Origin of the sequence: Phenylobacterium kunshanense, assembly GCF_003254525.1 — a bacterium.
GTDB lineage: Bacteria > Pseudomonadota > Alphaproteobacteria > Caulobacterales > Caulobacteraceae > Phenylobacterium > Phenylobacterium kunshanense.
The window spans coordinates 490,209-510,959 of the sequence record NZ_QFYS01000002.1 but is presented as its reverse complement, the minus strand read 5'-3'; the positions used below and the strand labels follow the sequence as shown (position 1 = coordinate 510,959).

Below are 20,751 nucleotides of genomic sequence, written 5' to 3'. Positions count from 1 at the left end.
CGTCAGCGGAACGGCGGCTCGTCGAAGCTGCGCAGCTTGCGCGAGTGGAGGCGGGCGCCTTCCTCGCGCAGCAGGTCGATGGCCGCGAGGCCGATCTGCAGGTGCTGGCCGATCGCGCGGTCGTAGAAGGCGTTGGCCTGGCCCGGCAGCTTGATCTCGCCGTGCAGCGGCTTGTCGGACACGCAGAGCAGCGTCCCGTAGGGCACCCGGAAGCGGTAGCCCTGGGCCGCGATGGTGGCGCTCTCCATGTCGATCGCCACCGCCCGGCTCTGGTTGAAGCGCAGGGCGCTGGAGGAATACTTCAGCTCCCAGTTCCGGTCGTCGGTGGAGACCACCGTGCCGGTCCGCAGGCGGCGCTTCAGGACCTCTCCGGTCTCGCCGGTCACCTTCTCGGCCGCGCCGTTGAGGGCGAGCTGGATTTCGGCCAGGGCCGGGATCGGGATCTCCGGCGGCAGCACCTTGTCCAGCACGTGGTCGTCGCGCAGGTAGCCGTGGGCCAGGACGTAGTCGCCGATCTTCTGGCTGCCGCGCAGCCCGCCGCAGTGGCCGATCATCAGCCAGGCCTGCGGGCGCAGCACGGCGAGGTGGTCGCACACCGTCTTGGCGTTCGACGGGCCGACGCCGATGTTGACGAGCGTGATGCCGGCCCGGCCCGGCGCCATCAGGTGGTAGGCCGGCATCTGGTGCTTGCGCCACGCGCCCGCGGCCACGGCCGCCTCGGGATTGGGCGTGTCGGCCGTCACCAGCACATGGCCGGCCGCCGACAGCGCCGTGTAGGGCCCGCCCGCCTTGAGCTGCCGGCAGCCCCAGGCCACGAACTCGTCCACGTAGCGGTGGTAGTTGGTGAACAGGATGTACTGCTGGGTGTGCTCGGCGGGCGTGCCGCTGTAGTGCGACAGCCGCGCCAGCGAGAAATCGGTCCTGAGGCCGTCGAACAGGGCCAGGGGGCGCGGCTCGTCCGCCTCGGCCATCCACGACCCGTCGGCCACCTCGTCGCCGATATAGGCCAGCTCGGTGGTCGGGAAGTGCCGCGCGATCTCCACCGACGAGATGTCGGCCATGGCGAGGTCCGCCGGATCGAGCACATAGGGAAACGGGATCTCCTGGCGGGATCGTCCCACCGAGAGCTCGATGTCGAAATCCTCCTGCAGCAGCGAGAGCTGCTCGACGAGGTAGTCGCGGAACAGGTCGGGCCGCGTGACGGTGACCGCATAGGCGCCGGGGGCGGGGATGCGCGCATAGGCCCGGCTGGTGCGGGGATAGGCCAGGCCGTGCGGCCAGGTCAGCCTGAGTTCGGGATAGACGAACGCGCCGCTCTGGCGGACCGCGGGTTCGGGCGGCGGTCCGCCCGACAGGAAGGTCTTGAGGGAGGTTCGGAGACTGTCGACGCTCTTGCGGTATTCAGTCTCCAGCCGATCGACGATGCCGGCTGCTTCTTGCTTCTTCATCGGGCGCCTTATAGCCGCCGTGTGTGACGGTTGGCGAATCCGCCGTTTACGTTCCGACGCAGTTTAGCGACAAAGACGCTCCAATTTTCGGCCGGGGTCTGCATGAACCGTCTCTTCACCGCCCTCATCGTGGGCTCGATGATCCTCGGCGTCGCCGTGGGCTGGGGGATCAACGTCAGCCTGCCGGCGGCGGAGGCGGCGAACTGGGCCGCCAACCTCTCGATCATCACCGACATCTTCCTTCGGCTGATCAAGATGATCATCGCCCCGCTGGTCTTCTCCACCCTCGTGGTCGGCATCGCGCACATGGGTGACGCCTCGGAGGTCGGCCGCGTCGGCGTGAAGACCATGGGCTGGTTCATCGTCGCCTCGATCTTCTCCCTGACGCTGGGCCTGATCATGGTCCACATCCTCCAGCCCGGCGCGGGGGTGTCGTTCGCCTCGGAGGCCGGCGCCGCCGCGACCACGGTCGACATGTCCAAGTTCACGCTGAAGGAGTTCGTCACCCACCTGGTGCCGAGCTCGATCGTCGACGCCATGGCGAAGAACGAGATCCTGCAGATCGTGGTGTTCTCGGTGTTCGTCGGCGTGGCGGTCTCGGCCGTCGACGACCGCGCCCCGCAGGTGCTGGCCGTGGTCGAGCAGATCGCCCAGATCATGCTGAAGGTCACCGGCTATGTGATGAAGACCGCGCCCCTGGCGATCTTCGCGGCCCTGGCGGCCAGCATCGCCACCAAGGGCGTCGGCGTGATCTTCACCTACGCCAAGTTCGTCGGCGGCTTCTACCTGTCGCTCGGCATCCTGTGGGCGATGCTGATCCTGGCCGGCGTGCTCATCGTCGGACCCCGCATGCTCAAGCTGATCGCCCAGATCCGCTCGCCGACCCTGCTGGCCTTCTCCACCGCCTCGTCCGAGGCCGCCTACCCGCGCACGCTCGAGGAACTCCAGAAGTGGGGCGTCAGCCGCAAGGTGGCCAGCTTCGTCCTGCCGCTGGGCTACTCGTTCAACCTCGACGGCTCGATGATGTACTGCACCTTCGCGACCCTGTTCATCGCGCAGGTCTATGGGATCGAGCTGACCATCGCCCAGCAGATCACCATGCTGGGCCTCTTGATGGTCACGTCGAAGGGCATGGCCGGCGTGCCGCGCGCCTCGCTCGTGGTGATCGCCGCGACCCTCACCTACTTCCAGCTCCCCGAGGCGGGCATCGCCCTGATCCTCGCCGTCGACCACCTGCTCGACATGGGCCGCTCGGCGACCAACGTGGTCGGCAACTCGGTCGCCTCGGCCGTGGTCGCCAAGTGGGAAGGTCAGATCGAACAGCCGGAGGCCGAGCCCGCCCGGGCGTGACGCGACGCGGCGTCACGCTTTACAGCCGCGCTCCCGGCCGCTAGAGGGCGTGGCGATGACCGCTGTCATGACCATTATTATGACCACCCTGAAAACGACCCGCCGCGGCGGGGCGTCGACGGGTGCGTGCATGGTCTAAGAGCCGACAGCCGCACACCCCGAGAGCCCCGCCGACGCGCGGGGCCCCGTCATCCGACCCGGCATCCCCGCGCCTCCGCCTGAACCAGGAGACGCACCATGACCTTCCAGAGCTTCCGCCGAGCCCATCCCAACGTCGCCATCGTCGGCGCCACCGGCGCCGTGGGCGTCGAGCTGATCCGCTGCCTGGAGGAGCGGAACTTCCCGCTCTCCCGCCTGAAGCTCCTGGCCTCGCCCCGGTCGGCCGGCAAGCAGATGAGCTTCCGCGGCCAGCCGCTGACCGTCGACGCCCTGGACGACGCCAGCTTCGACGAGGTGGACCTGGCCTTCTTCTCGGCCGGCAGCGGCACGTCCAAGGCCTATGCCCCGAAGGCGGTCGCCGCCGGCGCGGTGGTGGTCGACAACTCCTCGGCCTTCCGCATGGACCCGGCCTGCCCGCTGGTGGTGCCCGAGGTGAACGCGGACAGCCTCGCGGCTCATCGCGGCGTGGTCGCCAACCCCAACTGCGTCGCCATCATCGCCGCCGTGCCGATCGCCCCGCTCGCCCAGGCGTTCGGCCTGAAGCGCGTACAGATGGCCACCTACCAGGCCGCTTCCGGCGCCGGCGCCGCGGCCATGGAGGAGCTGCGCGCCTCCACCGAGGCCGCGCTCCGTGATGCGTCGTACGAGCCCCGCGTCCTGCCGCACCCCTACGCCTTCAACCTCTTCAGCCACAACGCCGAGGTCGACCTGGAGACCGGCTACAACGGCGAGGAGGAAAAGGTGATCGCCGAGTGCCGCCGCATCCTGGACCGCCCGGAGCTGCCGGTGGGCGTCACCTGCATCCGCGTGCCGGTCCTGCGCGCCCACGCCATCGCCATGACCCTGGAGTTCGACCGGCCCGTTTCGCCGGATGAGGCCCGCGCCGTGCTGGCCAAGGCGCCCGGCGTACGGATCGTCGACGACCGCGCCGCCAACCACTTCCCCATGCCCTCGGAGGCGCAGGGCCAGGGCGACGTGCTGGTGGGGCGCATCCGCCAGGATCTGTCCGACCCCTCGGGCCGTTCGCTCGCCCTGTTCGTGGCCGGCGACCAGCTCCTGAAGGGCGCGGCGCTCAACGCCGTCCAGATCGCCGAACGCCTCTTCGCCCAGGCGACGGCGGCGGTGGCGTAGCCCGGCGGGGATCGTGCTATGGCGGCGGGGTCGTGAAGATCGCCATCGTCGCCATCGGCCGCCTGGCCCGCTCGCCCGAGACCGAGCTCGTGAAGCTCTACGTCGAGCGCGCCACCGCGGCCGGCCGCGCCCTGGGTCTCGGTCCCGTGGAGGTGATCGAGGTCGAGGCGCGCAAGCCCGGCAAGGCCGCCGAGGCCGAGGCCCTGCGCCCGCACCTGGCCGACAGCCACGTCATCGCCTGCGACGAACGCGGCAAGGCCCGCGCCAGCCGCGCCTTCGCCGAGGAGATCGCCGTCCTGCGGGATCGCGGCGTCCGGCGCCTCGTGTTCCTGATCGGCGGCGCCGACGGGCTCGATCCCGACCTTGTGAAGTCCGTCCAGGGCACGCTGGCCTTCGGTCCCCAGACCTGGCCGCACGCCCTGGCGCGGGCGATGCTGTGCGAACAGGTCTGGCGGGCTGTCTCCATCCTGGCCGGATCACCGTATCATCGGGACTGATGCAGCGGATTCTCACCCTCGGACTCCTGGCGGCGGGCCTCGCCGGCGCGGCCGCCATGGCCACCACCACCGACCGGCTGGCGCGCCTCAACGCCGCGGAGACCGAGCTCACCGTCGAGCAGGGGGTGAACATGCACCGGCTGTCGCGCCTGCTGTCGGTGCTGGAGCAGCTCAAGCGCGACCCGCCGCCGGCCCTGCTGGTCTCGCCCGAGGACGCCCGCGACGCGGTCCGGGCGGCCATCCTCGTCAAGGCGCTGACGCCGGACCTGCAGGCGCGGGCCCAGGGCTATGCGGAGGGCGCGTCCGAGGTGATGCGCCAGCGTCGCCTCGCCGCCGCCCAGAGCGAGGCCCTGTTCGAGCGCGACAGCCTGGCCGCCGACGCCCTCCCGACCCCTGAGGAGACCGCCCTGCGGCTGAGGGGGGCGGTCCCCCCCGACGCGCCGGTGGCGCTGACCCCGCCGGCGCGGCTGGTCCTGCCGGCCGCGGGCGAAGTCGTGCGGCGGTTCGGCGATCCGATCGCCGGAGGCGGCCGCTCCAACGGCCTCACCCTGGCGGCGGCCAAGGGCGCGCGCGCCGTCAGTCCCGGGGCAGGCGTCGTCCAGTACGTGGGCCCCGTAAAAGGTTGGGACGTCATCATCATATTAAGACTAGCCGGCGGATATCATCTCGTGCTTGCTGGTCTGGAGAGAACATCGGTTCAGGTCGGACAATCCGTCACGGAGGGCCAGCCTGTCGGTTGGGCTAACGATGGTCGGCAACGGGCCTCCGAACTCTACCTGGAGGTCCGCGAGCAGGGTTCACCCGTCGACCCGAGCCGATGGTTGAACAAGAAAGCGGGCTGAAGCGGCCTCAAAACCGTCTCCAGCGTGCTCCATAAGCGGCTCCAAGGTCGCGTAAGGGAGACTGAGGCAGGCTATGAAGAAGTACATCCTGATCGGTGCGTCGGCGTTCGTGCTCGGCGCGGGGTCCATGGCCTATGTCAGCCAGCAGGCGCTCGCCTCGGCTCAGCCGCGGGCCAAGACCTACAGGATGCTCGGCCTCTTCGGGGATGTGCTGAACACCGTCGAGAACCAGTACGTCACCGACGTCGACGACACGAAGCTGATCCAGGCGGCCATCGACGGCATGCTGACCAGCCTCGACCCGCACTCGGGCTACCTCGACCCGGAAGACTTCGACGACATGCGCGATCAGACGCGCGGCGAATACGGCGGCCTCGGCATCGAGGTCACCAGCGAGGACGGCGTGGTCAAGGTGATCGCGCCGATGGACGGCACGCCCGCCGCCAAGGCCGGCATCAAGGCCGGCGACTACATCACCGCCGTGAACGGCGAGAGCGTCCTGGGCCTGACCGTCACCGAGGCGGTGAAGCAGATGCGCGGCCGGCCGGGTGAGGCGGTCCAGCTGACCATCGCCCGCGAGAAGTCGGATCCGTTCGACGTCAAGCTGGTGCGCGAGGTCATCAAGCCGCGCAACGTGACGGCGCGCCTGGAAGGCGACAACGCGGTCATCCGCATCGCCAGCTTCAACGAGAAGACCACCGACGAGACCGAGGCCGCCTTCGCCGACATGAAGGCCAAGAACCCCAATCTGAAGGGCGTGATCCTCGACCTCCGCCGCAATCCCGGCGGCCTGCTCGACCAGGCGGTCGGCGTCTCGGACCTGTTCCTCGAAGGCGGCGAGATCGTCAGCCAGCGCGGCCGCGACGCCCGCGATGTGGAACGCTACAACGCCCGTCCCGGCGACATCACCGGCGGCCTGCCGGTCGTCGTGCTGATCGACTCGGGCTCGGCCTCGGCGGCCGAGATCGTCGCCGGCGCCCTCCAGGACCGCAAGCGGGCCGAGGTCGTGGGCCTCACCAGCTTCGGCAAGGGCTCGGTGCAGACCGTCATCCCCCTGCGGGGCGGCATCGACGGCGCGCTGAAGCTGACGACCGCGCGCTACTTCACCCCGTCCGGTCGCTCCATCCAGAAGACCGGGATCACGCCCGATCTCGAAGTGGCCGCCACCCGCGAGGAAGCCCAGATCATCGCCAACCGCAGCTACCAGTTCTCGGAGGCCTCGTTCCGCAACGCGCTGAACGCCGACGAGGGCAAGGTCCGCCGCGGCGCGCACGAGCCGGCCGAGGCGCCGCCCGAGGGCTTCGACGAGAAGAAGGACTTCCAGGTCGCCCGCGCCGTCGACGTGCTGCGCCACGGCTCCGTCGCCGCGACGCCGAAGCTGCCCAAGCCGACGGCCAAGCTCGCGGAGATCGTCTCCAAGGCCAAGGTCGCCGAGGTGAAGCCCCCGCCGGTCACCCAGAAGTAGGCCGACCACGGCTGACGAATGCGAAGGGCGGTCCCCAGGGGCCGCCCTTTTCGTTTCAGCCGCCTCCGCCGACCCGAAGGAGGGAAGCGTTAACCATGTTCGGCGAGCCTGCCGGGTGAGGAGTTCCCTGCCGTGGCCACGCTCGCCCTGCCCCGCCTGAAGGCGCCGACCATCGACGTCCGCGGCCTGGCCGCCAGCCCGGCGCTCAGGCTGGTCGCCGCCTCGATGGTCTTTCTGGTCGTCGCCTATGTGCTGGCGAGCCTGCTAGGACCGCCCGGCGGCGGCGCGGTCCGGGTGCGTCTGCCGCTGCAGGCCGAGCTCCGCGACGCGCCGGCCGGCTGGCTCCAGGCCCTGAAGCCCGTCCAGGGTGAAGCCCAGGTCCGCCACGACGTCGTCCGCCTGTCCGAAAGACCGCTGGCGCCCGGCGCGGCGGTGGCCATGAACGGCCCGCCCTCCGCGGGCGCCGGCCCGGCCTTCGCCGGCCAGGGCCTGCCCGTCGCGCCGATCACCGGCTTCTACGCGCCCGGTCCCGGCGGGCCCCTGCCGATCATCGCCCAGGACGGCCGGACCCCCGCCCAGGTCTATGCCCGTCCCTTCAAATCCAACGGCCGCCCGAAGGTGGCGCTGGTCGTCGGCGGCCTGGGGCTCAACGCCCGCGCCACCCGCCAGGCGATCGAGACCCTGCGGCCCGAGATCACCCTGTCTTTCGTGGTCTACGCCGAGGGGCTGCAGGGCTGGATCGACATGGCCCGGGCCCACGGCCACGAGGTGCTGCTCGAGACGCCGATGGAGCCGGTGGACTACCCCGACAACGACCCCGGCCCCTACACCCTGATGGCCGCGGGCCAGCCGCCCGAGACGGTGAAGAAGCTGGAATGGATCCTTTCCCGCGCCACCGGCTACTTTGGCCTGACCAACTATCTGGGCTCGCGCTTCCTCGCCACCGACCCGGCCTACAACGCCTTCGCCGCCGCCGTGAAAGGCCGGGGACTGGCGTTCGTCGACGACGGCTCGGCCGCGCGGCGGGGCGGCGGCATGCCGCGGGCGACCGCCGAGCGGGTCATCGACGACAAGGTCTCGGGCCCGGCCATCGACCAGCAGCTCCTGGCCCTGGAGGCCGGCGCCCTCCAGCGCGGCCAGGCGCTGGGCGCGGGGTTCGCCTACCCTGTGACCCTGGAGAAGGTTGCGCAGTGGGCCAATGAGGTGGAAACGAGGGGCTACCAGCTGGCTCCCGCCTCCGCCCTCACGGCCCTTAGATGACCGACCTCTCCCTCTACCGGCCGAACGTCGGCGTGGTGCTGTTCCATCCCGACGGCCGCGTCTGGCTGGGCCAGCGGGCGAAGACCGAACCGCCCTACAACTGGCAGTTCCCGCAAGGCGGCGTCGACGACGGCGAGGACCTGGAGGACGCCGCGCGCCGCGAGCTGCAGGAGGAGACCGGCGCCGTCAGCATCACCTACCTCGGCCGCACCGACGGCTGGCTGACCTACGACTTCCCCGCCCTGGTCGCCCAGGAGCTGCGCCGCGGCTGGAAGGGCCAGCGCCAGGTCTGGTTCGCCTTCCGCTTCGACGGCGACGAGTCCGAGTTCGACCTCGCCGCCCACTATCCGCCCGAGTTCGACGCCTGGCGGTGGGGCTATCTCGAAGAGGCGCCCGAGCTGATCGTCCCGTTCAAGCGTCCGGCCTATGACGCGGTCGCCCAGGCCTTCGCCACCTTTGCGGCGCGGAAGAGCGCGGCCGCCTGATGCCCACCGCGATCATGATCCACGGCGCCTTCTGCGCCGGCTGGGCCTTCGAGGCGTTCCGCGAGCCGTTCGAGGCCCGGGGCTGGACCGTGCTGGCGCCCGACCTGCCGGGCCATGAGCCGGGCGGCGGCGTCGCCGGCCTCTCCATGTCGGACTACGCCCGCAGCGTGGTGCGCCTCTGTGAAGGCCTGCCCGAGCCGCCGGTGCTGATCGGCCACTCCATGGGCGGCCTCGTCTGCCAGCTCGCCGCGCGGCGGGTGAAGCCGGCGGCCCTGGCCCTGCTCGCGCCCTCGCCGCCCTGGGGCGTCACCGGCTCCTCGATCGAGGAGGCGATCACCGCCTTCGGCGTCTCGGTCGCCGCCCCCTTCTGGTCGTCCAGCGTCACGCCCGATCGCCACCTCATGCGCCACCACAGCCTGGACCGCACGCCCAAGACGCGCCGCGACGCCGTGCTGGCCCGCATGCGGCCCGAGAGCGGCCGGGCGGTGCGCGAGGTGCTGAACTGGTGGCTGGACCCGTTCATGACCACCAGCGTCGGCGTCGGCGCCCTGCCTTGCCCCACCCTGGCCGTGGTCGGCGGCTCGGACGTCGTCCACCCGCCCGCCACCGTCCGCCAGACCTCCGAGCGCCTCGGCGCCCGCTTCCACTGCCTGCCGGGCATGAGCCACTGGCTGATCGGCGAGGAGGGCTGGGAGGACGTCGCCAGCCTCGTCCTCGACTGGCTCGAGGCGGAGACCCGCGTCAGCGCCTGAGCGCGGTCAGCCCAGCGACGCCCGCAGCATCCACGCGTGCTTCTCGTGCGCCTGGACGCGCGCGTCGATAACCGAGATCGTGACGTCGTCGGCGCCCTCCCGGGCGGCCTTGGCGGTGACGATCAGGGTCTCGTGATCGGCGATCAGCTCCTTCAGCATCGCCTGGGCGTCCTTCTCGGGATCGCCGTCGCCGATCGCGGACAGGTTGGCGAAGCTGCGGTAGCCCTGCGGCGCAAGCTCGCCCAGCGCCCGGATCCGCTCGGCGATCTCGTCGATGGCCGTCCACATCTCGGTGTATTGGGTCATGAACAGCGTGTGCAGCGAGGCGAAGGCCGGGCCGCGCACGTTCCAGTGATAGCCGTGCGTCTTCAGGTACACGGCGTAGGTGTCGGCCAGCAGCTTGGCGAGGCCGGCGGCGGTCTTGTTGTAAGGCATCCTGATGTCTCCCGGATGAGTCAGTGGGCGTGCGCCGGCGCGGCCCGCGACCAGGCGCGCTCGTGCAGGGCGAAGGCGATGGTCTGGAACACCGGTTCGATCAGCCCCACGGCCAGCGCCGCCTTCCAGTTCTGGGTCAGCGCATAGGCCACGGCGATGGCGACGGTCATGTGAACCAGCGACCAGCTGGCGGTCTTGGCGGCCAGGCGCATGACGGCCTCCTTGTTGCGAACTATTCTCAATATAGTTCGCGGCGATCGATCGTCAATTGTCCAAAGAAAATTCTTTTGGCGCCTCGCGCGGCCTGTCGACCTCCTCCGGCGGCATGCGCCACAGATAGATCGTGGTCCCGTTGCCGACCTCCACGACCCGTTCGGGAACCCAGCCCGGGATCTCGAACGCATGACTCACGATCCGGGCGCCATAGGGCAGCTCGGCGCGCAGCTTGGGCTTCAGGCGCTCGTTCAGGCGGGTGAGCAGGTAGAGCGTCACCACCGTCGCCTCGCGCAGGTCGGTCTCGAACAGGTCCTGCGTCCGGAAGGTCGCCAGGCCCTCCACCCCGGCCGCCCGCGCCCCGGCGCGAGCCTCGGCCACCAGCCGCGGATTGATCTCGATCCCGACGCCGCGCGTCCCGAACCGTCGGGCCGCCGCGATCGGGATGCGCCCGTCGCCCGAGCCCAGGTCGTAGAGCACATCCTCCGGCCCCACCTCCGCCAGGGCCAGCATGGCGTCCACCGTCTCCGCCGGCGTCGGCACGAAGATCACGTCCGGCGCTCCGCGCGGCCGGTCCGTGGGACGAAGCGAAGCGGTGTCCGCCGTCTGGCAGGCGGCAAGGCCCAGCGTCAGAGACGCCGCGACGGCCCACGCCAGTGCTCTCAAGCTCGACTCCCCGGCCGTCTCTCCTGACGCCCGAGCAGGCCACGGACCGCCCTCGCCCGGTGTTCACGCCTGCGTGATCGCAGCGTGCCGGGCCGTGAACCATCCGGCGGGTTCGGGGTTCTGGCCATCCGTCACGAGGGACAAGAACAAGTCCGAGGAGAGACGATCATGAAGACCCTCATCCTGCCCCTGGCCGCCGCCACCGCTCTTGCCGCCGGCGCCGCGTCCGCCCAGCCCTACCATGGCGGCTGGACCCCCATCGAGCGCCGCCTCGAGCGCCTCGACCACCGCATCGACCAGGGCGTCCGCTCCGGCCAACTGACCCCTGCCGAAGCCGAGCGCCTGCACCGCCAGTTCGAGCGGGTGGTGCGGATCGAGGCGCGCTACGCCCGCAACGGCCTGTCCAACTGGGAACGTCGCGACCTCGACCGCCGCTTCGACCAGCTCGCCCAGCAGATCCGCTGGGAGCGCCGGGATGGCGACCGCCGCTACGGCTGGAACGACTACCCGCGCTACTGATCGCGGGATCCGGACCTGAACGGCTGGCGGCGGGCGGGGCGACCTTCCCGCCGCCATCTTCATCTGCGATCGAAGCCCATGACGGCATCCCTGTTCGACATGCCCATCGGCCCGGACGGCCTCCTCCACCGGGACGAGTTCATCACCCCGGTCGAGGAGCGGGAGCTGCTGGACCGGCTTGAGGGCCTCTCCTTCGAACCTTTCCAGTTCCAGGGGTTCGAGGGCCGCCGCCATGTCGTCTCGTTCGGCCGACGCTACGATTTCAACGGTCCGGGCCTGGTGGACGCCGAGCCCCTGCCCGAATGGCTCCTGCCCCTGAGGGACAGGGCCGCCGCCTTCGCGGACCTGCCAGGCGAGGCCTTCGCGCACGTGCTGATCAACAAGTATCCGGTGGGCGCCCCGATCGGCTGGCATCGCGACCGGCCGGTGTTCGACAAGGTTGTCGGCGTCTCGCTGCTGAGCCCCGCGATCATGCGCTTCCGCCAGCGGGAGGGGGCCAGGTGGCGACGGACCGCCGTCGCGCTGGCGCCGCGCTCGGCCTATGTGCTGGACGGCCCCGCCCGCCGCGACTGGGAGCACAGCATCCCCGAGGCCAAGGCGCTCCGCTACTCCATCACCTTCCGCAACCTGCGGACATGAGAAGGGCCGCCCCGCGGACGGGACGGCCCCTGGGTCTTCGGAGAGCGAACCTCCGACTTCAGGATCAGAAGATCTCGAACAGGCCTGCGGCGCCCCGCTGAAATCGCTCAGCGATTTCAGCCATTCAGAGTTATGGGCGCCGCGGCCGGCCTCTTAGAAGATTTCAAAGAGGCCCGCGGCGCCCATCCCGCCGCCGACACACATGGTGACGACGCCGTACTTCGCGCCGCGACGCTTGCCCTCGTAGAGGACGTGGGCGGTGCAGCGGGCGCCGGTCATGCCGTAGGGGTGGCCGATCGAGATCGCGCCGCCCGAGACGTTGAACTTCGCCGGATCGATGCCGAGCTTGTCGCGGCAGTAGAGCGTCTGCGAGGCGAAGGCCTCGTTCAGCTCCCAGATGCCGATGTCGTCGATGGTCAGGCCGTTCCGCTCCAGCAGCTTCGGGATCGCGAAGACGGGGCCGATGCCCATCTCCTCGGGGCCGCAGCCGGCCACGGCCATGCCGCGGTAGGCGCCCAGGGCCTTCAGGCCGCGACGCTCGGCTTCCTTGGCCTCCATCAGCACCACCGCGGCCGAGCCGTCCGAGAGCTGGCTGGCGTTGCCGGCGGTGATGAACTTGCCCTGCTGGACGTAGCGGCCGCCCTTGAACACCGGCTGCAGCTTCTGCAGGTCCTCAAGCGTGGTCGACGGGCGGTTGCCCTCGTCGGCGCTGACGGTGATCTCCTTGTCGGCGGTCTCGCCGGTCTCCTTGTTGACCACCACCTTCATGATCGTGGTGACCGGCACGATCTCGTCGGCGAAGCGGCCCTCGGCCTGGGCCTGGGCGGTGCGCTGCTGCGACTGCAGGGCGTATTCGTCCTGGGCCTCGCGGCTCACGCCATAGCGCTCGGCGACGATCTCGGCGGTCTCCAGCATCGAGCAGCCCAGCTCGGGCACGTGCTGGTGCAGCCAGGCGTCGACCGCCATGAAGCGGTTCATCTTGTCGTTCTGCACGAGGCTGATGGACTCCAGCCCGCCGCCGACCGCGACCGTCGCGCCGTCGTTGATGATGTACTTGGCGGCCGTGGCGATGCCCATCAGGCCGGACGAGCACTGGCGGTCCAGCGTCATGCCCGAGACGGTGTTCGGCAGGCCGGCCCGCAGCGCCGCCTGGCGGGCGATATTGTTGCCCGTCGTGCCCTGCTGCATCGCCGCGCCCATGACCACGTCGTCGATCTCGGCCGGGTCGATGCCCGCCTGGGCGATCGCCGCCTTGATGGATTCCGCGCCGAGGGCCGCGCCGTAGGTGTTGTTGAAGGCCCCACGATAGGCCTTGCCGATGGGCGTCCGCTTGGCGGCGACGATGACGGCTTCACGCATGAGTGGTCGTATCCTGACGTTAGGTGAACCTGTGGGTGAAAAAATAGCGGGGCGGCCGGGGCCGCCCCGCTGGTGTGGATGGCGTTCGGATCAGCCCTTGAGGTCGCCGAACTTCTTGCCCTCGGCGGCCAGCTTCTCGAGCAGGGCCGCGGGCTTGAAGTCGTCGCCCATGGTGGCCTGGAACTCCTTCATCTTCTCCAGGACCTTGGCGGGGCCGCCGATCAGGTCGCCGTAGAACATCGGGCCGCCGCGATAGACCGGCCAGCCGTAGCCGTTGACCCAGACCACGTCGATGTCGCTGGCGCGGATGGCCTTGCCCTCTTCGAGGATCTTCACGCCCTCGTTGATCATCGGGAAGATGCAGCGCTCCAGGATCTCCTCGTCCGAGATCTTGCGCGGGTTCTTGCCGGTCTTGGCGATGAAGGCGTTGATCGCGTTCTCGGTGAACTCGCTCGGCTTGGCGTTACGGTTCTCGTCGTAGTCGTAGTAGCCCGCGCCCGTCTTCTGGCCGCGGCGGTCCGCCTCGCAGAGTACGTCGCGCAGGGTCTCGCCCTTCGAGTTCTCCTTCACCCAGCCGATGTCGAGGCCGGCGAGGTCGCTCATGGCGAACGGACCCATCGGGAAGCCGAAGTCGTAGAGCACGCGGTCCACGTCCCACGGCATCGCGCCTTCCATGATCAGCTTCTGGGCCTCGCGCTGGCGCTGGCTCAGCATGCGGTTGCCGATGAAGCCGGGGCAGACGCCGGCCAGGGCCGCGATCTTGCCGATCTTCTTGGCCAGCTTCATCGAGGTGGCGATGACGTCCTTGGCGGTCTTCTCGCCGCGGATCACTTCCAGCAGCTTCATCACGTTGGCCGGCGAGAAGAAGTGCAGGCCGATCACGTCCTGCGGCCGCTTCGTGACCGAGGCGATCTCGTCGATGTTCAGGTAGCTGGTGTTCGAGGCCAGGATCGCGCCCGGCTTGCAGATCGCGTCCAGCTTCGTGAACACGTCCTTCTTGATGTCCATCCGCTCGAACACGGCCTCGATGATGAGGTCGCAGTCGGCGAAGTCGTTCATGTCCAGCGAGCCGGTCAGCAGGCTCATGCGCTTCTCGGTCACCGCCGGGTCGGCGCCGCGCGAACGTTCATAGTTCTTGCGGATGGTGGCCAGGCCGCGGTCCAGCGCATCCTGCTTCAGCTCGACGATCACCACCGGGATGCCCACGTTGGCGAAGTTCATCGAGATGCCGCCGCCCATGGTGCCGGCGCCCAGGACGCCGACCTTCTTGATCTCGCGGAGCGGGGTGTCGTCCGGCACGTCCGGGATCTTCGCGGCGGTGCGCTCGGCGAAGAAGTAGTAGCGCTGGGCGGCCGACTGGCTGCCGGTCATCAGGCCCATGAACAGCTTGCGCTCGACGGCCAGGCCCTCGTCGAAGCTGGCGGAGTTCACCGCCGCCTCGATGCACTTGATGTTCGCTTCCGGCGCGTCGAAGCCGCGGAACTTGCGGGCGTTCTTCTTGCGGAACTCGGCGAAGATCTCGGGCTTGCCCTTGGCCGCTTCCAGCTTGGTGTTGTTCTCGCTGATCTTCACCAGCGGCTTGTTCTCGGCGACGCACTTGCGGGCGAAGGCGAGGGCGCCTTCCTTCAGCTTGCCTTCCTCGACCAGCTCGTCGACCAGGCCCAGGCTGGCGGCTTCCTTGGCCGGCACGTGGCGGCCCGAGGTCATCATCTCCAGGGCGTTCTCGACGCCGACCACGCGCGGCAGGCGCTGGGTGCCGCCGGCGCCCGGCAGCAGGCCCAGGGCCACTTCCGGCAGGCCCAGCTTCGCGGAGGGGACGGCCACGCGGTAGTGGGCGCAGAGCGCCACTTCCAGGCCGCCGCCCAGGGCCGTGCCGTGGATCGCGGCGATCACCGGCTTGGGCGAGTTCTCCATCATGTTCTGGACGTCCGGCAGGGACGCCGAGGGTTTGCCCGGCGCGCCGAACTCGCTGATGTCGGCGCCGGCGATGAAGGTGCGGCCGTCACAGATCAGCACGATGGCCTTGGAGTCCGAGGCCGCGGCGGCCTTGAAGCCCTCGAACAACCCGTCGCGCACATTGGCCGACAGGGCGTTCACCGGCGGAGAGTTCAGGGTGATGACGTCGACGTCGCCCTCGCGGGTGAGGGTGGTCACCGAATTGATCTCGGTCATGAGCTTCCTCGAATATGGCTGGCAGACCGCTCGTTCAAAAATCTGGCGGCCGTGAAATTCAAACGCGTGTTATAGGCCTCGGCAGGCGGGGCCAAGTCAATTCCCAGACGGGAATTCTATAGGGTGGAATCCCTGCCCCAACGAAAGGGAAGAGGACGACCCGGATGGCCGCAAATCTGTTTTCGCTCGAGGGCAAGGTGGCCCTGGTCACCGGTGGCTCGCGCGGCATCGGCAAGATGATCGCCCGGGGCTTCATCGAGGCCGGCTGCGCCCGCGTCTACATCTCCTCGCGCAAGGCGCCGGCGTGCCTCGAGACCGCCGAGGAGCTGGGCCCCAAGTGCATCCCGCTGCCGCAGGACGTCTCGACGGTGGAGGGCTGCCAGGCCCTGGCCAAGGCCTTCCTGGAACGCGAGGACAAGCTCGACATCCTGCTCAACAACGCCGGCGCCGCCTGGGGCGCGCCGTTCGAGGAGTTCCCGGAGAGCGGCTGGGACAAGGTGATGGACCTCAACGTCAAGTCGCCCTTCTTCCTGACCCAGGCCCTGCACGGCGCGCTCAAGGCCGCCGGCACGCCGCAGAGCCCGTCCAAGGTCATCAACGTCGCCTCGATCGACGGCATCCGCCTGAACCCGCAGGAGACCTATTCCTACCACGCCTCGAAGTCGGGCCTGATCTACCTGACCCGGCGCCTGGCCGCCCGGCTGATCGAGGACAACATCGCCGTCACCGGCATCGCCCCCGGCGCCTTCGCCTCCGAGATGAACCGCGTCGCCCGCGACCACGGCGACGAGGTGGCCAAGCGCATCCCCTCCCGTCGGATCGGCACGGACGAGGACATGCAGGGCGTGGCGATCTACCTGGCCAGCCGCGCCGGCGACTATGTGGTCGGCCAGACCATCGCGGTGGACGGCGGCGTCGCCCTGGCCCAGCTCGGTGTCTGAGGCGTCCGGCGGCCTGAGTCTTGCGTAGATGAGGGTGGAGGGGGGCTGGCTGTCTCTCGCAGTCGGCAGGCGGCTTAGCGTATTCGCCCGGGCCCGATCCCGCCCTCTCCGCCAATACGCTGGCGCCGCCAATACGCTGGCATCGAATGGCCGCATTGTGCGCTAAACAGGGCGAAGCTTCCGCGAGCCCTTCCCCGCCTTGACCGACCCCACGCCTCCGAAGACCAGACCGCTGCGCCTGATCCTGGCGCTCGTCGGCGTGGCCCTTGTGCTGCTGGCCGCCCTCACCTGGCTGAACCGGCGCATGCTGGCGCGCGAGGCGCTGACGGGGTGGCTCAGATCCAAGGGCGTCGCGTCCGAAGCCCAGGTCGAGGCGTTCGGCCCCTCCACCTTCGTCGCCCGCCTCCGGGTGGGCGATCCGGCCAATCCCGACTTCGCCGCCGAGCGGGTGGAGGTCCGTTACCGCCTGCGACTGACCGGCCTGGACGTCGTGTCGGTCACCCTTCGCAGGCCGGTGCTGCGCGCCCAGCTCCGCCGCGACGGCCTGCACGTGGGCGCGCTCGACCCGCTGGTGCAGGAATTCCTGCGCCGCCCGCCCCGGCCCGACGCCGCCAAGCCGCGGGTCGCCATCGACGACGGCATGCTCCATCTGGCCACCGACTATGGGCCGGTCCGCCTCACCGCCGACGCCCTGGTCGAGGACGCCAGGCTGAGGAGCCTCGCCGCGACCTCGGCCCCGGCGCGACTGCGCGGGCAGGGGTTCGACCTGGCGCTGGGCGCGGGAACCCTCAAGGCCGCCACTACCGGCGACCGCATCGACCTGTCGCTGTCCGCCCCCGCCGAGCGCGCGACCCTGGCCGGCGCGACCCTCTCGGACGCGCGCTTCAGCCTGAACGCCAAGGCGCCCTATCCCGACCTGGAGAAGCGGCGCGGCGACGGCGCGGTCTCGATCCGGGCGCTGCTCACCGCCGGAAGCCTCGCCGCGGGCGACCAGCGCCTCGCCGACGCGCGGCTCACCGCCGCCTTCGACGGTCAGGCCAGCGGCTGGATCCCGACGCTCGCGGTCGCCGGCGCCGGCCGCGCCGACCTCACCGCCAAGGGAGCCAGCCTGGGACAATCGCGGTCCGGCGCCGTCCAGGCCTCGGTCGCCGCCGACGACCTGCGCTGGGACCGCAAGGCCGGCGACCTCGTCACCGCCACCCTCCGCACCCGCGCCACGGCCGACGGGATCGTCGCCGGCGACCTCGCCCTGCCGCAGCTCGACGTGCGCGGCGGCGGGCCCCTGCGTGCGGGCCCCGCCGGCGTCCGGCTGGACGCCCGCCTGGCCGCCCAGGGTCGCGGACGCTGGTCGGGCCTTGGTCGCCCGCTGCCGGACGACAGCGCCGACATCGCCGCCATCAAGCGCGCGGCCCGGTCCTTCCGCATCTCCGCGCCCGACGTTCGCCTGGCGCTCGACACCGCCCGGCCCGCAGGCCTTCCGGCCAGCCTCGGCGCGCCGCTGCGCCTGCTGCCCGACAGCGGCGGCGAGGTGCGGCTGACCAGCCTCGCCGCGCCCGCCCGCCTCACCGTCTCCGGCGGCGGCCTGCCGGAGGTGGACGTCGCCGTCCGCCGGCTCGACCTCGGCCCCTCGCCCTTCGCCGACCTGACGGTGCGCGCCGCCCTCTCCGCCGGTCCCGTCCAGGACGGCCAGGTCGAAGCCGCCGGCCGCCTGCGCTTCGGCGAGGCCGGCGTGAGCTTCACGGCCGAGCGCTGCATCGCCGTCCAGGCCGAACGGCTGGAGTTGGGCGAGAACGACGTCGAAAGTCTGGCCGGCCGCCTCTGCCCCGCCGGCGGCCCGGTGTTCGCCATGCGCGACGGCGCCTGGCGCCTCGCCGGACGCGCCGAGGCCGTCACCGCGGCCATCCCCTTCGCCCAGGTGCGCGCGGACAGCGGCGCGGCGGCCATCACCGCCTCGGGCGCCGGCGCGCGCCTGACCGCCCGCGCCCAGGTCTCCACCGTCCGGCTCTCCGACACCACCGCCGAGCCGCGGTTCAACCCCCTGCGCCTGTCCGGCGACGCGTCGCTCTCCGGCGGCGTGCTCAAGGCCGACCTCTCCGCCCGCCTGCCCGGCGGCCCGACCATCGCCACGGCGCGGCTCTCTCACGACACCGCCGCAGGTAGCGGCGGCGTGGCCATCGAAACGCCCGAGCTCGCCTTCGCCGAGGGCGGCCTGCAGCCCGACCAGATCTCGCCCATGGCCGGCGCCCTCGGCTCGCCCGCCGTCGGCTCGGCGCGCTTCCAGGGCCGGTTCGACTGGACCGCCGACGGCGCCACCAGCGGCGGGACCCTGACCGTGCCGCGCCTCGACTTCACCAGCCCCGCCGGGCCGATCAAGGGCCTCAGCGGAACCGCCGTCTTCTCCAGCCTCGCGCCCCTCACCACCGCGCCAGGCCAGGAGCTGACGGTGGAGACCGTCGAGACCATCGTCCTCGTCGAGCACCTGCGCGCCCGCTTCGAGATCGCCGACAACCTGATCCGCGTCGCGGGCAGCGAGGCCGACGTCGGCGGCGGCCGCGTGCGCCTCGAGACCCTGGAGATCCCCCTGAGCCCCGGCGCCCCCAGCCGCGGCGTCCTCGTCGTCGAGGGGGTCCAGCTCCACGACCTCGTCGAGGCCTCGCCGTTCGGCGACAAGGTGGAGTTCGACGCGAAGGTCAGCGGCCGGATCCCGTTCGAGGCCAACGGCACGCGCATCCGCATCACCGGCGGCGAGCTCAAGGCCATCCAGCCGGGCCGCATCTCGATCAACCGGACCGCCCTGACCGGCGTCCAGGCCGAGGGCGAAATCAAGACTCCCGTCGAGGCGGCGCCCGCGCCCAACGACACCTTCACCGACTTCGCCTACCAGGCCATGGAGAACCTGGCCTTCGACAAGCTGGCCGCCACCATCTCCAGCCGCGACGACGGCCGCCTGGGCGTGCTGTTCCACATCATCGGCCGCCACGACCCGCCGCAGAAGCAGCGCATCCGCCTGACGCTCATGGACCTGATCCAGCGCAGGTTCCTGGGCCGCAAGCTGCCGCTGCCGTCGGGCACGGGCGTCAATCTCACCCTCGACACGACGCTGAACCTGGATGACCTGCTGGCCGACTACGCCGAATATCAGAAGGCCAGGAATTCAGCTCCGGTTCAGCCGTGACCATTCATTCAAGGAGCCATGATGAGGAAGACCGCACCATGAGGGCCGCCCTGATCGCCGCATTGGCCGCCGCCAGCGGCCTCGCCGCCTGCGCCCCGACCGTCCGGGTCGAGGTTGCGCCCATCAACATCTACGCCAAGCTGGACGCCAACGTCCGGCTGCAGCTGGACGAGGACGTCAAGGCCTTGATCCAGAAGAACCCCAACCTCTTCTAAGGGGAGAGGACGAGAGACATGAACAAGCAACTGAGCATCGCCGCCGCCGTCCTGGCCGCCCTCGCGGTCCCGGCCGCGGCCGCCTACGCCATGGACGCCAAGTCGGCGGTCGACGCCGCCAAGGCCCAAGGCATCGTCGGCGAACAGGGCGACGGCCTCCTCGGCTTCGTGAAGCCCTCTAGCGACCCGGCGCTCAAGGCCGCCGTCGAGGAGATCAACGAGGGCCGCCTCGCCCTCTACCGCCAGGCCGCCGCCAAGAACGGCGTCTCGGTGGAAGCCGCCGGCGCCTCGGCCTACTCGACGGTCGTCCAGGCCAGGCTGAAGCCCGGCGAATACTACAAGCCCAACGGCGGCGGCTGGCTGCGAAAGTAGCCGGGCGTTACGGCGCCGCGACGGGGATCGCCACCTCGTTGCGGCGCATCGGCGTCGGGGTCCACGGCGGGTCGTAGAACCAGTAGACCGGCTCGCCCGTGGCCTGCCAGCCCTGCTTGCCGGCCGCCGCGAGCAGCTCGGCCTGGCGCTCGGCCATACGGGCGGGCCGGCTCGATCCGCTGAAGCGCAGCACCGCATAGCGCTGCGCCGGCAGGCGCCGCAGCACGACGTCCGGACTGTTCGGGCGCGGCAGGGTGTCCATCTCATAGGACGCCGGCATGAAGAACTGCACCCGCCAGCCGCCCGCCACCGGCTCCTGCGCCACCGGCGCGGTCATGGCGATCTTCTCCGACGCGGGCTTGCCCGGGACCGGCGACTGCGCCACGGGCGCGGTCATCGCCACGGACTTGCGGCTCTGGTTGCCGCCGAAGATGTAGTCCGCGATGCGCCGGAAGCCGCGGTTGCGGGCGGTGGCCTCGTCGCCCTCCACCATGGTTTCCGCGGCGATCAGGGCCGGATATTCGCGCAGTTCCACACCGCCGGTCCTGGCCAGCACCCTGTAGCTCGGCTCCTCGACCGAGGCGCGCGAGGCCCCGGGCGCGAAGGTCAGCACGGCCGCGGCGGCGGCCAGCCCGAGGACGACGGTCTGCAGCATG

21 protein-coding genes are annotated in these 20,751 nt (G+C 70.6%); 14 read left to right on the top strand and 7 right to left on the bottom strand.

From position 1 onward, the window contains the following. Window positions 1–2 precede the first annotated feature (2 nt). On the bottom strand, window positions 3–1,448 hold the full coding sequence (locus DJ019_RS06830) for an AMP nucleosidase (RefSeq protein ID WP_111275226.1): 1,446 nt from the start codon (window positions 1,446–1,448) through the stop codon (window positions 3–5). Between the two features lie 102 nt (window positions 1,449–1,550). Here DJ019_RS06830 and DJ019_RS06825 point away from each other — a divergent pair, with 102 nt between their 5' ends. The 8 genes from DJ019_RS06825 (at window position 1,551) to DJ019_RS06790 (ending at window position 9,389) form a co-directional block, all read left to right on the top strand. Further along, the gene (locus DJ019_RS06825) at window positions 1,551–2,798 is read left to right on the top strand and encodes a dicarboxylate/amino acid:cation symporter (RefSeq protein ID WP_111275225.1); all 1,248 of its coding nucleotides are present in this window, start codon (window positions 1,551–1,553) and stop codon (window positions 2,796–2,798) included. Between the two features lie 237 nt (window positions 2,799–3,035). Continuing rightward, complete coding sequence (locus DJ019_RS06820) at window positions 3,036–4,088, top strand: aspartate-semialdehyde dehydrogenase (protein WP_111275224.1); 1,053 nt, start codon at window positions 3,036–3,038, stop codon at window positions 4,086–4,088. Window positions 4,089–4,120: 32 nt separating this feature from the next. Continuing rightward, window positions 4,121–4,585: a 23S rRNA (pseudouridine(1915)-N(3))-methyltransferase RlmH gene (rlmH, locus tag DJ019_RS06815; RefSeq protein ID WP_111275223.1), complete on the top strand. Its 465-nt coding sequence runs from the start codon at window positions 4,121–4,123 to the stop codon at window positions 4,583–4,585. Next, complete coding sequence (locus DJ019_RS06810; RefSeq protein ID WP_111275222.1) at window positions 4,585–5,427, top strand: murein hydrolase activator EnvC family protein; 843 nt, start codon at window positions 4,585–4,587, stop codon at window positions 5,425–5,427. Before rlmH ends, DJ019_RS06810 begins: the two co-directional genes overlap by 1 nt. 73 nt (window positions 5,428–5,500) lie before the next feature. Next, entirely contained in the window at window positions 5,501–6,892 is a 1,392-nt protein-coding gene (locus DJ019_RS06805; RefSeq protein WP_111275221.1) for a S41 family peptidase, read from the top strand. Between the two features lie 132 nt (window positions 6,893–7,024). Next, window positions 7,025–8,152 (top strand): divergent polysaccharide deacetylase family protein, encoded by a 1,128-nt coding sequence (locus DJ019_RS06800; RefSeq protein WP_240606388.1) that lies wholly within the window; start codon window positions 7,025–7,027, stop codon window positions 8,150–8,152. Further along, complete coding sequence (locus DJ019_RS06795) at window positions 8,149–8,637, top strand: RNA pyrophosphohydrolase (protein ID WP_111275220.1); 489 nt, start codon at window positions 8,149–8,151, stop codon at window positions 8,635–8,637. Before DJ019_RS06800 ends, DJ019_RS06795 begins: the two co-directional genes overlap by 4 nt. Next, entirely contained in the window at window positions 8,637–9,389 is a 753-nt protein-coding gene (locus DJ019_RS06790) for an alpha/beta fold hydrolase (RefSeq protein WP_111275219.1), read from the top strand. The genes DJ019_RS06795 and DJ019_RS06790 overlap by 1 nt, the downstream gene beginning before the upstream one ends. A 6-nt stretch (window positions 9,390–9,395) precedes the next feature. On the opposite strand, the gene DJ019_RS06785 is transcribed toward DJ019_RS06790, so the two are convergent. From DJ019_RS06785 to DJ019_RS06775, 3 genes are read right to left on the bottom strand one after another with little or no spacing between them, the layout of a single operon-like run. Next, the gene (locus DJ019_RS06785; protein WP_111275218.1) at window positions 9,396–9,824 is read right to left on the bottom strand and encodes a Dps family protein; all 429 of its coding nucleotides are present in this window, start codon (window positions 9,822–9,824) and stop codon (window positions 9,396–9,398) included. A 20-nt stretch (window positions 9,825–9,844) separates the two neighbouring features. Further along, a complete protein-coding gene (locus DJ019_RS06780; protein WP_111275217.1) occupies window positions 9,845–10,036 on the bottom strand; it encodes a DUF2061 domain-containing protein in 192 nt (63 codons plus the stop codon). 52 nt (window positions 10,037–10,088) lie between these two features. Then, on the bottom strand, window positions 10,089–10,703 hold the full coding sequence (locus DJ019_RS06775; protein WP_111275216.1) for an SAM-dependent methyltransferase: 615 nt from the start codon (window positions 10,701–10,703) through the stop codon (window positions 10,089–10,091). Window positions 10,704–10,871: 168 nt separating this feature from the next. Between DJ019_RS06775 and DJ019_RS06770 the strand changes: the two genes are divergently transcribed. Both DJ019_RS06770 and DJ019_RS06765 read left to right on the top strand, forming a co-directional pair. Continuing rightward, window positions 10,872–11,222 (top strand): hypothetical protein, encoded by a 351-nt coding sequence (locus DJ019_RS06770; RefSeq protein ID WP_111275215.1) that lies wholly within the window; start codon window positions 10,872–10,874, stop codon window positions 11,220–11,222. 78 nt (window positions 11,223–11,300) lie between these two features. Then, window positions 11,301–11,861 carry an alpha-ketoglutarate-dependent dioxygenase AlkB gene (locus DJ019_RS06765; RefSeq protein WP_111275214.1) on the top strand — a complete coding sequence of 187 codons (561 nt, stop codon included), beginning with the start codon at window positions 11,301–11,303 and terminating at the stop codon, window positions 11,859–11,861. Window positions 11,862–12,014: 153 nt separating this feature from the next. Here the strand turns inward: DJ019_RS06765 and DJ019_RS06760 are convergent, their stop codons facing one another. Then, window positions 12,015–13,220, bottom strand: a complete 1,206-nt coding sequence (locus DJ019_RS06760) for an acetyl-CoA C-acyltransferase (protein WP_111275213.1) — start codon at window positions 13,218–13,220, stop codon at window positions 12,015–12,017. 90 nt (window positions 13,221–13,310) lie between these two features. Beyond that, window positions 13,311–15,392, bottom strand: a complete 2,082-nt coding sequence (locus DJ019_RS06755) for a 3-hydroxyacyl-CoA dehydrogenase NAD-binding domain-containing protein (protein ID WP_111275212.1) — start codon at window positions 15,390–15,392, stop codon at window positions 13,311–13,313. A 164-nt stretch (window positions 15,393–15,556) separates the two neighbouring features. On the opposite strand from DJ019_RS06755, the gene DJ019_RS06750 reads away from it, so the two are divergent. From DJ019_RS06750 to DJ019_RS06735, 4 genes are all read left to right on the top strand, one after another. After that, window positions 15,557–16,333, top strand: coding sequence for an SDR family oxidoreductase (locus tag DJ019_RS06750; protein ID WP_111275211.1), 777 nt, complete (start codon window positions 15,557–15,559; stop codon window positions 16,331–16,333). 199 nt (window positions 16,334–16,532) lie between these two features. Next, the gene (locus tag DJ019_RS06745) at window positions 16,533–19,508 is read left to right on the top strand and encodes an intermembrane phospholipid transport protein YdbH family protein (protein WP_111275210.1); all 2,976 of its coding nucleotides are present in this window, start codon (window positions 16,533–16,535) and stop codon (window positions 19,506–19,508) included. A 38-nt stretch (window positions 19,509–19,546) separates the two neighbouring features. Continuing rightward, entirely contained in the window at window positions 19,547–19,723 is a 177-nt protein-coding gene (locus tag DJ019_RS06740) for a YnbE family lipoprotein (protein ID WP_111275209.1), read from the top strand. A gap of 18 nt (window positions 19,724–19,741) precedes the next feature. Then, window positions 19,742–20,095 carry a YdbL family probable chaperone protein gene (locus DJ019_RS06735; protein ID WP_111275208.1) on the top strand — a complete coding sequence of 118 codons (354 nt, stop codon included), beginning with the start codon at window positions 19,742–19,744 and terminating at the stop codon, window positions 20,093–20,095. A gap of 7 nt (window positions 20,096–20,102) precedes the next feature. Here the strand turns inward: DJ019_RS06735 and DJ019_RS06730 are convergent, their stop codons facing one another. Then, a complete protein-coding gene (locus DJ019_RS06730) occupies window positions 20,103–20,750 on the bottom strand; it encodes an SOUL family heme-binding protein (protein WP_165843916.1) in 648 nt (215 codons plus the stop codon). Window position 20,751: the final 1 nt, after the last annotated feature.

Coding starts and splice junctions, on each gene's coding strand:
- DJ019_RS06750 (WP_111275211.1), top strand. CDS start 15,557: ATGGCCGCAAATCTGTTTTCGCTCGAGGGCAAGGTGGCCCTGGTCACC.
- DJ019_RS06810 (WP_111275222.1), top strand. CDS start 4,585: ATGCAGCGGATTCTCACCCTCGGACTCCTGGCGGCGGGCCTCGCCGGC.
- DJ019_RS06795 (WP_111275220.1), top strand. CDS start 8,149: ATGACCGACCTCTCCCTCTACCGGCCGAACGTCGGCGTGGTGCTGTTC.
- DJ019_RS06765 (WP_111275214.1), top strand. CDS start 11,301: ATGACGGCATCCCTGTTCGACATGCCCATCGGCCCGGACGGCCTCCTC.
- DJ019_RS06790 (WP_111275219.1), top strand. CDS start 8,637: ATGCCCACCGCGATCATGATCCACGGCGCCTTCTGCGCCGGCTGGGCC.
- DJ019_RS06730 (WP_165843916.1), bottom strand. CDS start 20,750: ATGCTGCAGACCGTCGTCCTCGGGCTGGCCGCCGCCGCGGCCGTGCTG.
- DJ019_RS06825 (WP_111275225.1), top strand. CDS start 1,551: ATGAACCGTCTCTTCACCGCCCTCATCGTGGGCTCGATGATCCTCGGC.
- DJ019_RS06805 (WP_111275221.1), top strand. CDS start 5,501: ATGAAGAAGTACATCCTGATCGGTGCGTCGGCGTTCGTGCTCGGCGCG.
- DJ019_RS06830 (WP_111275226.1), bottom strand. CDS start 1,448: ATGAAGAAGCAAGAAGCAGCCGGCATCGTCGATCGGCTGGAGACTGAA.
- DJ019_RS06820 (WP_111275224.1), top strand. CDS start 3,036: ATGACCTTCCAGAGCTTCCGCCGAGCCCATCCCAACGTCGCCATCGTC.
- DJ019_RS06755 (WP_111275212.1), bottom strand. CDS start 15,392: ATGACCGAGATCAATTCGGTGACCACCCTCACCCGCGAGGGCGACGTC.
- DJ019_RS06780 (WP_111275217.1), bottom strand. CDS start 10,036: ATGCGCCTGGCCGCCAAGACCGCCAGCTGGTCGCTGGTTCACATGACC.
- DJ019_RS06740 (WP_111275209.1), top strand. CDS start 19,547: ATGAGGGCCGCCCTGATCGCCGCATTGGCCGCCGCCAGCGGCCTCGCC.
- DJ019_RS06770 (WP_111275215.1), top strand. CDS start 10,872: ATGAAGACCCTCATCCTGCCCCTGGCCGCCGCCACCGCTCTTGCCGCC.
- DJ019_RS06735 (WP_111275208.1), top strand. CDS start 19,742: ATGAACAAGCAACTGAGCATCGCCGCCGCCGTCCTGGCCGCCCTCGCG.
- DJ019_RS06760 (WP_111275213.1), bottom strand. CDS start 13,220: ATGCGTGAAGCCGTCATCGTCGCCGCCAAGCGGACGCCCATCGGCAAG.
- DJ019_RS06785 (WP_111275218.1), bottom strand. CDS start 9,824: ATGCCTTACAACAAGACCGCCGCCGGCCTCGCCAAGCTGCTGGCCGAC.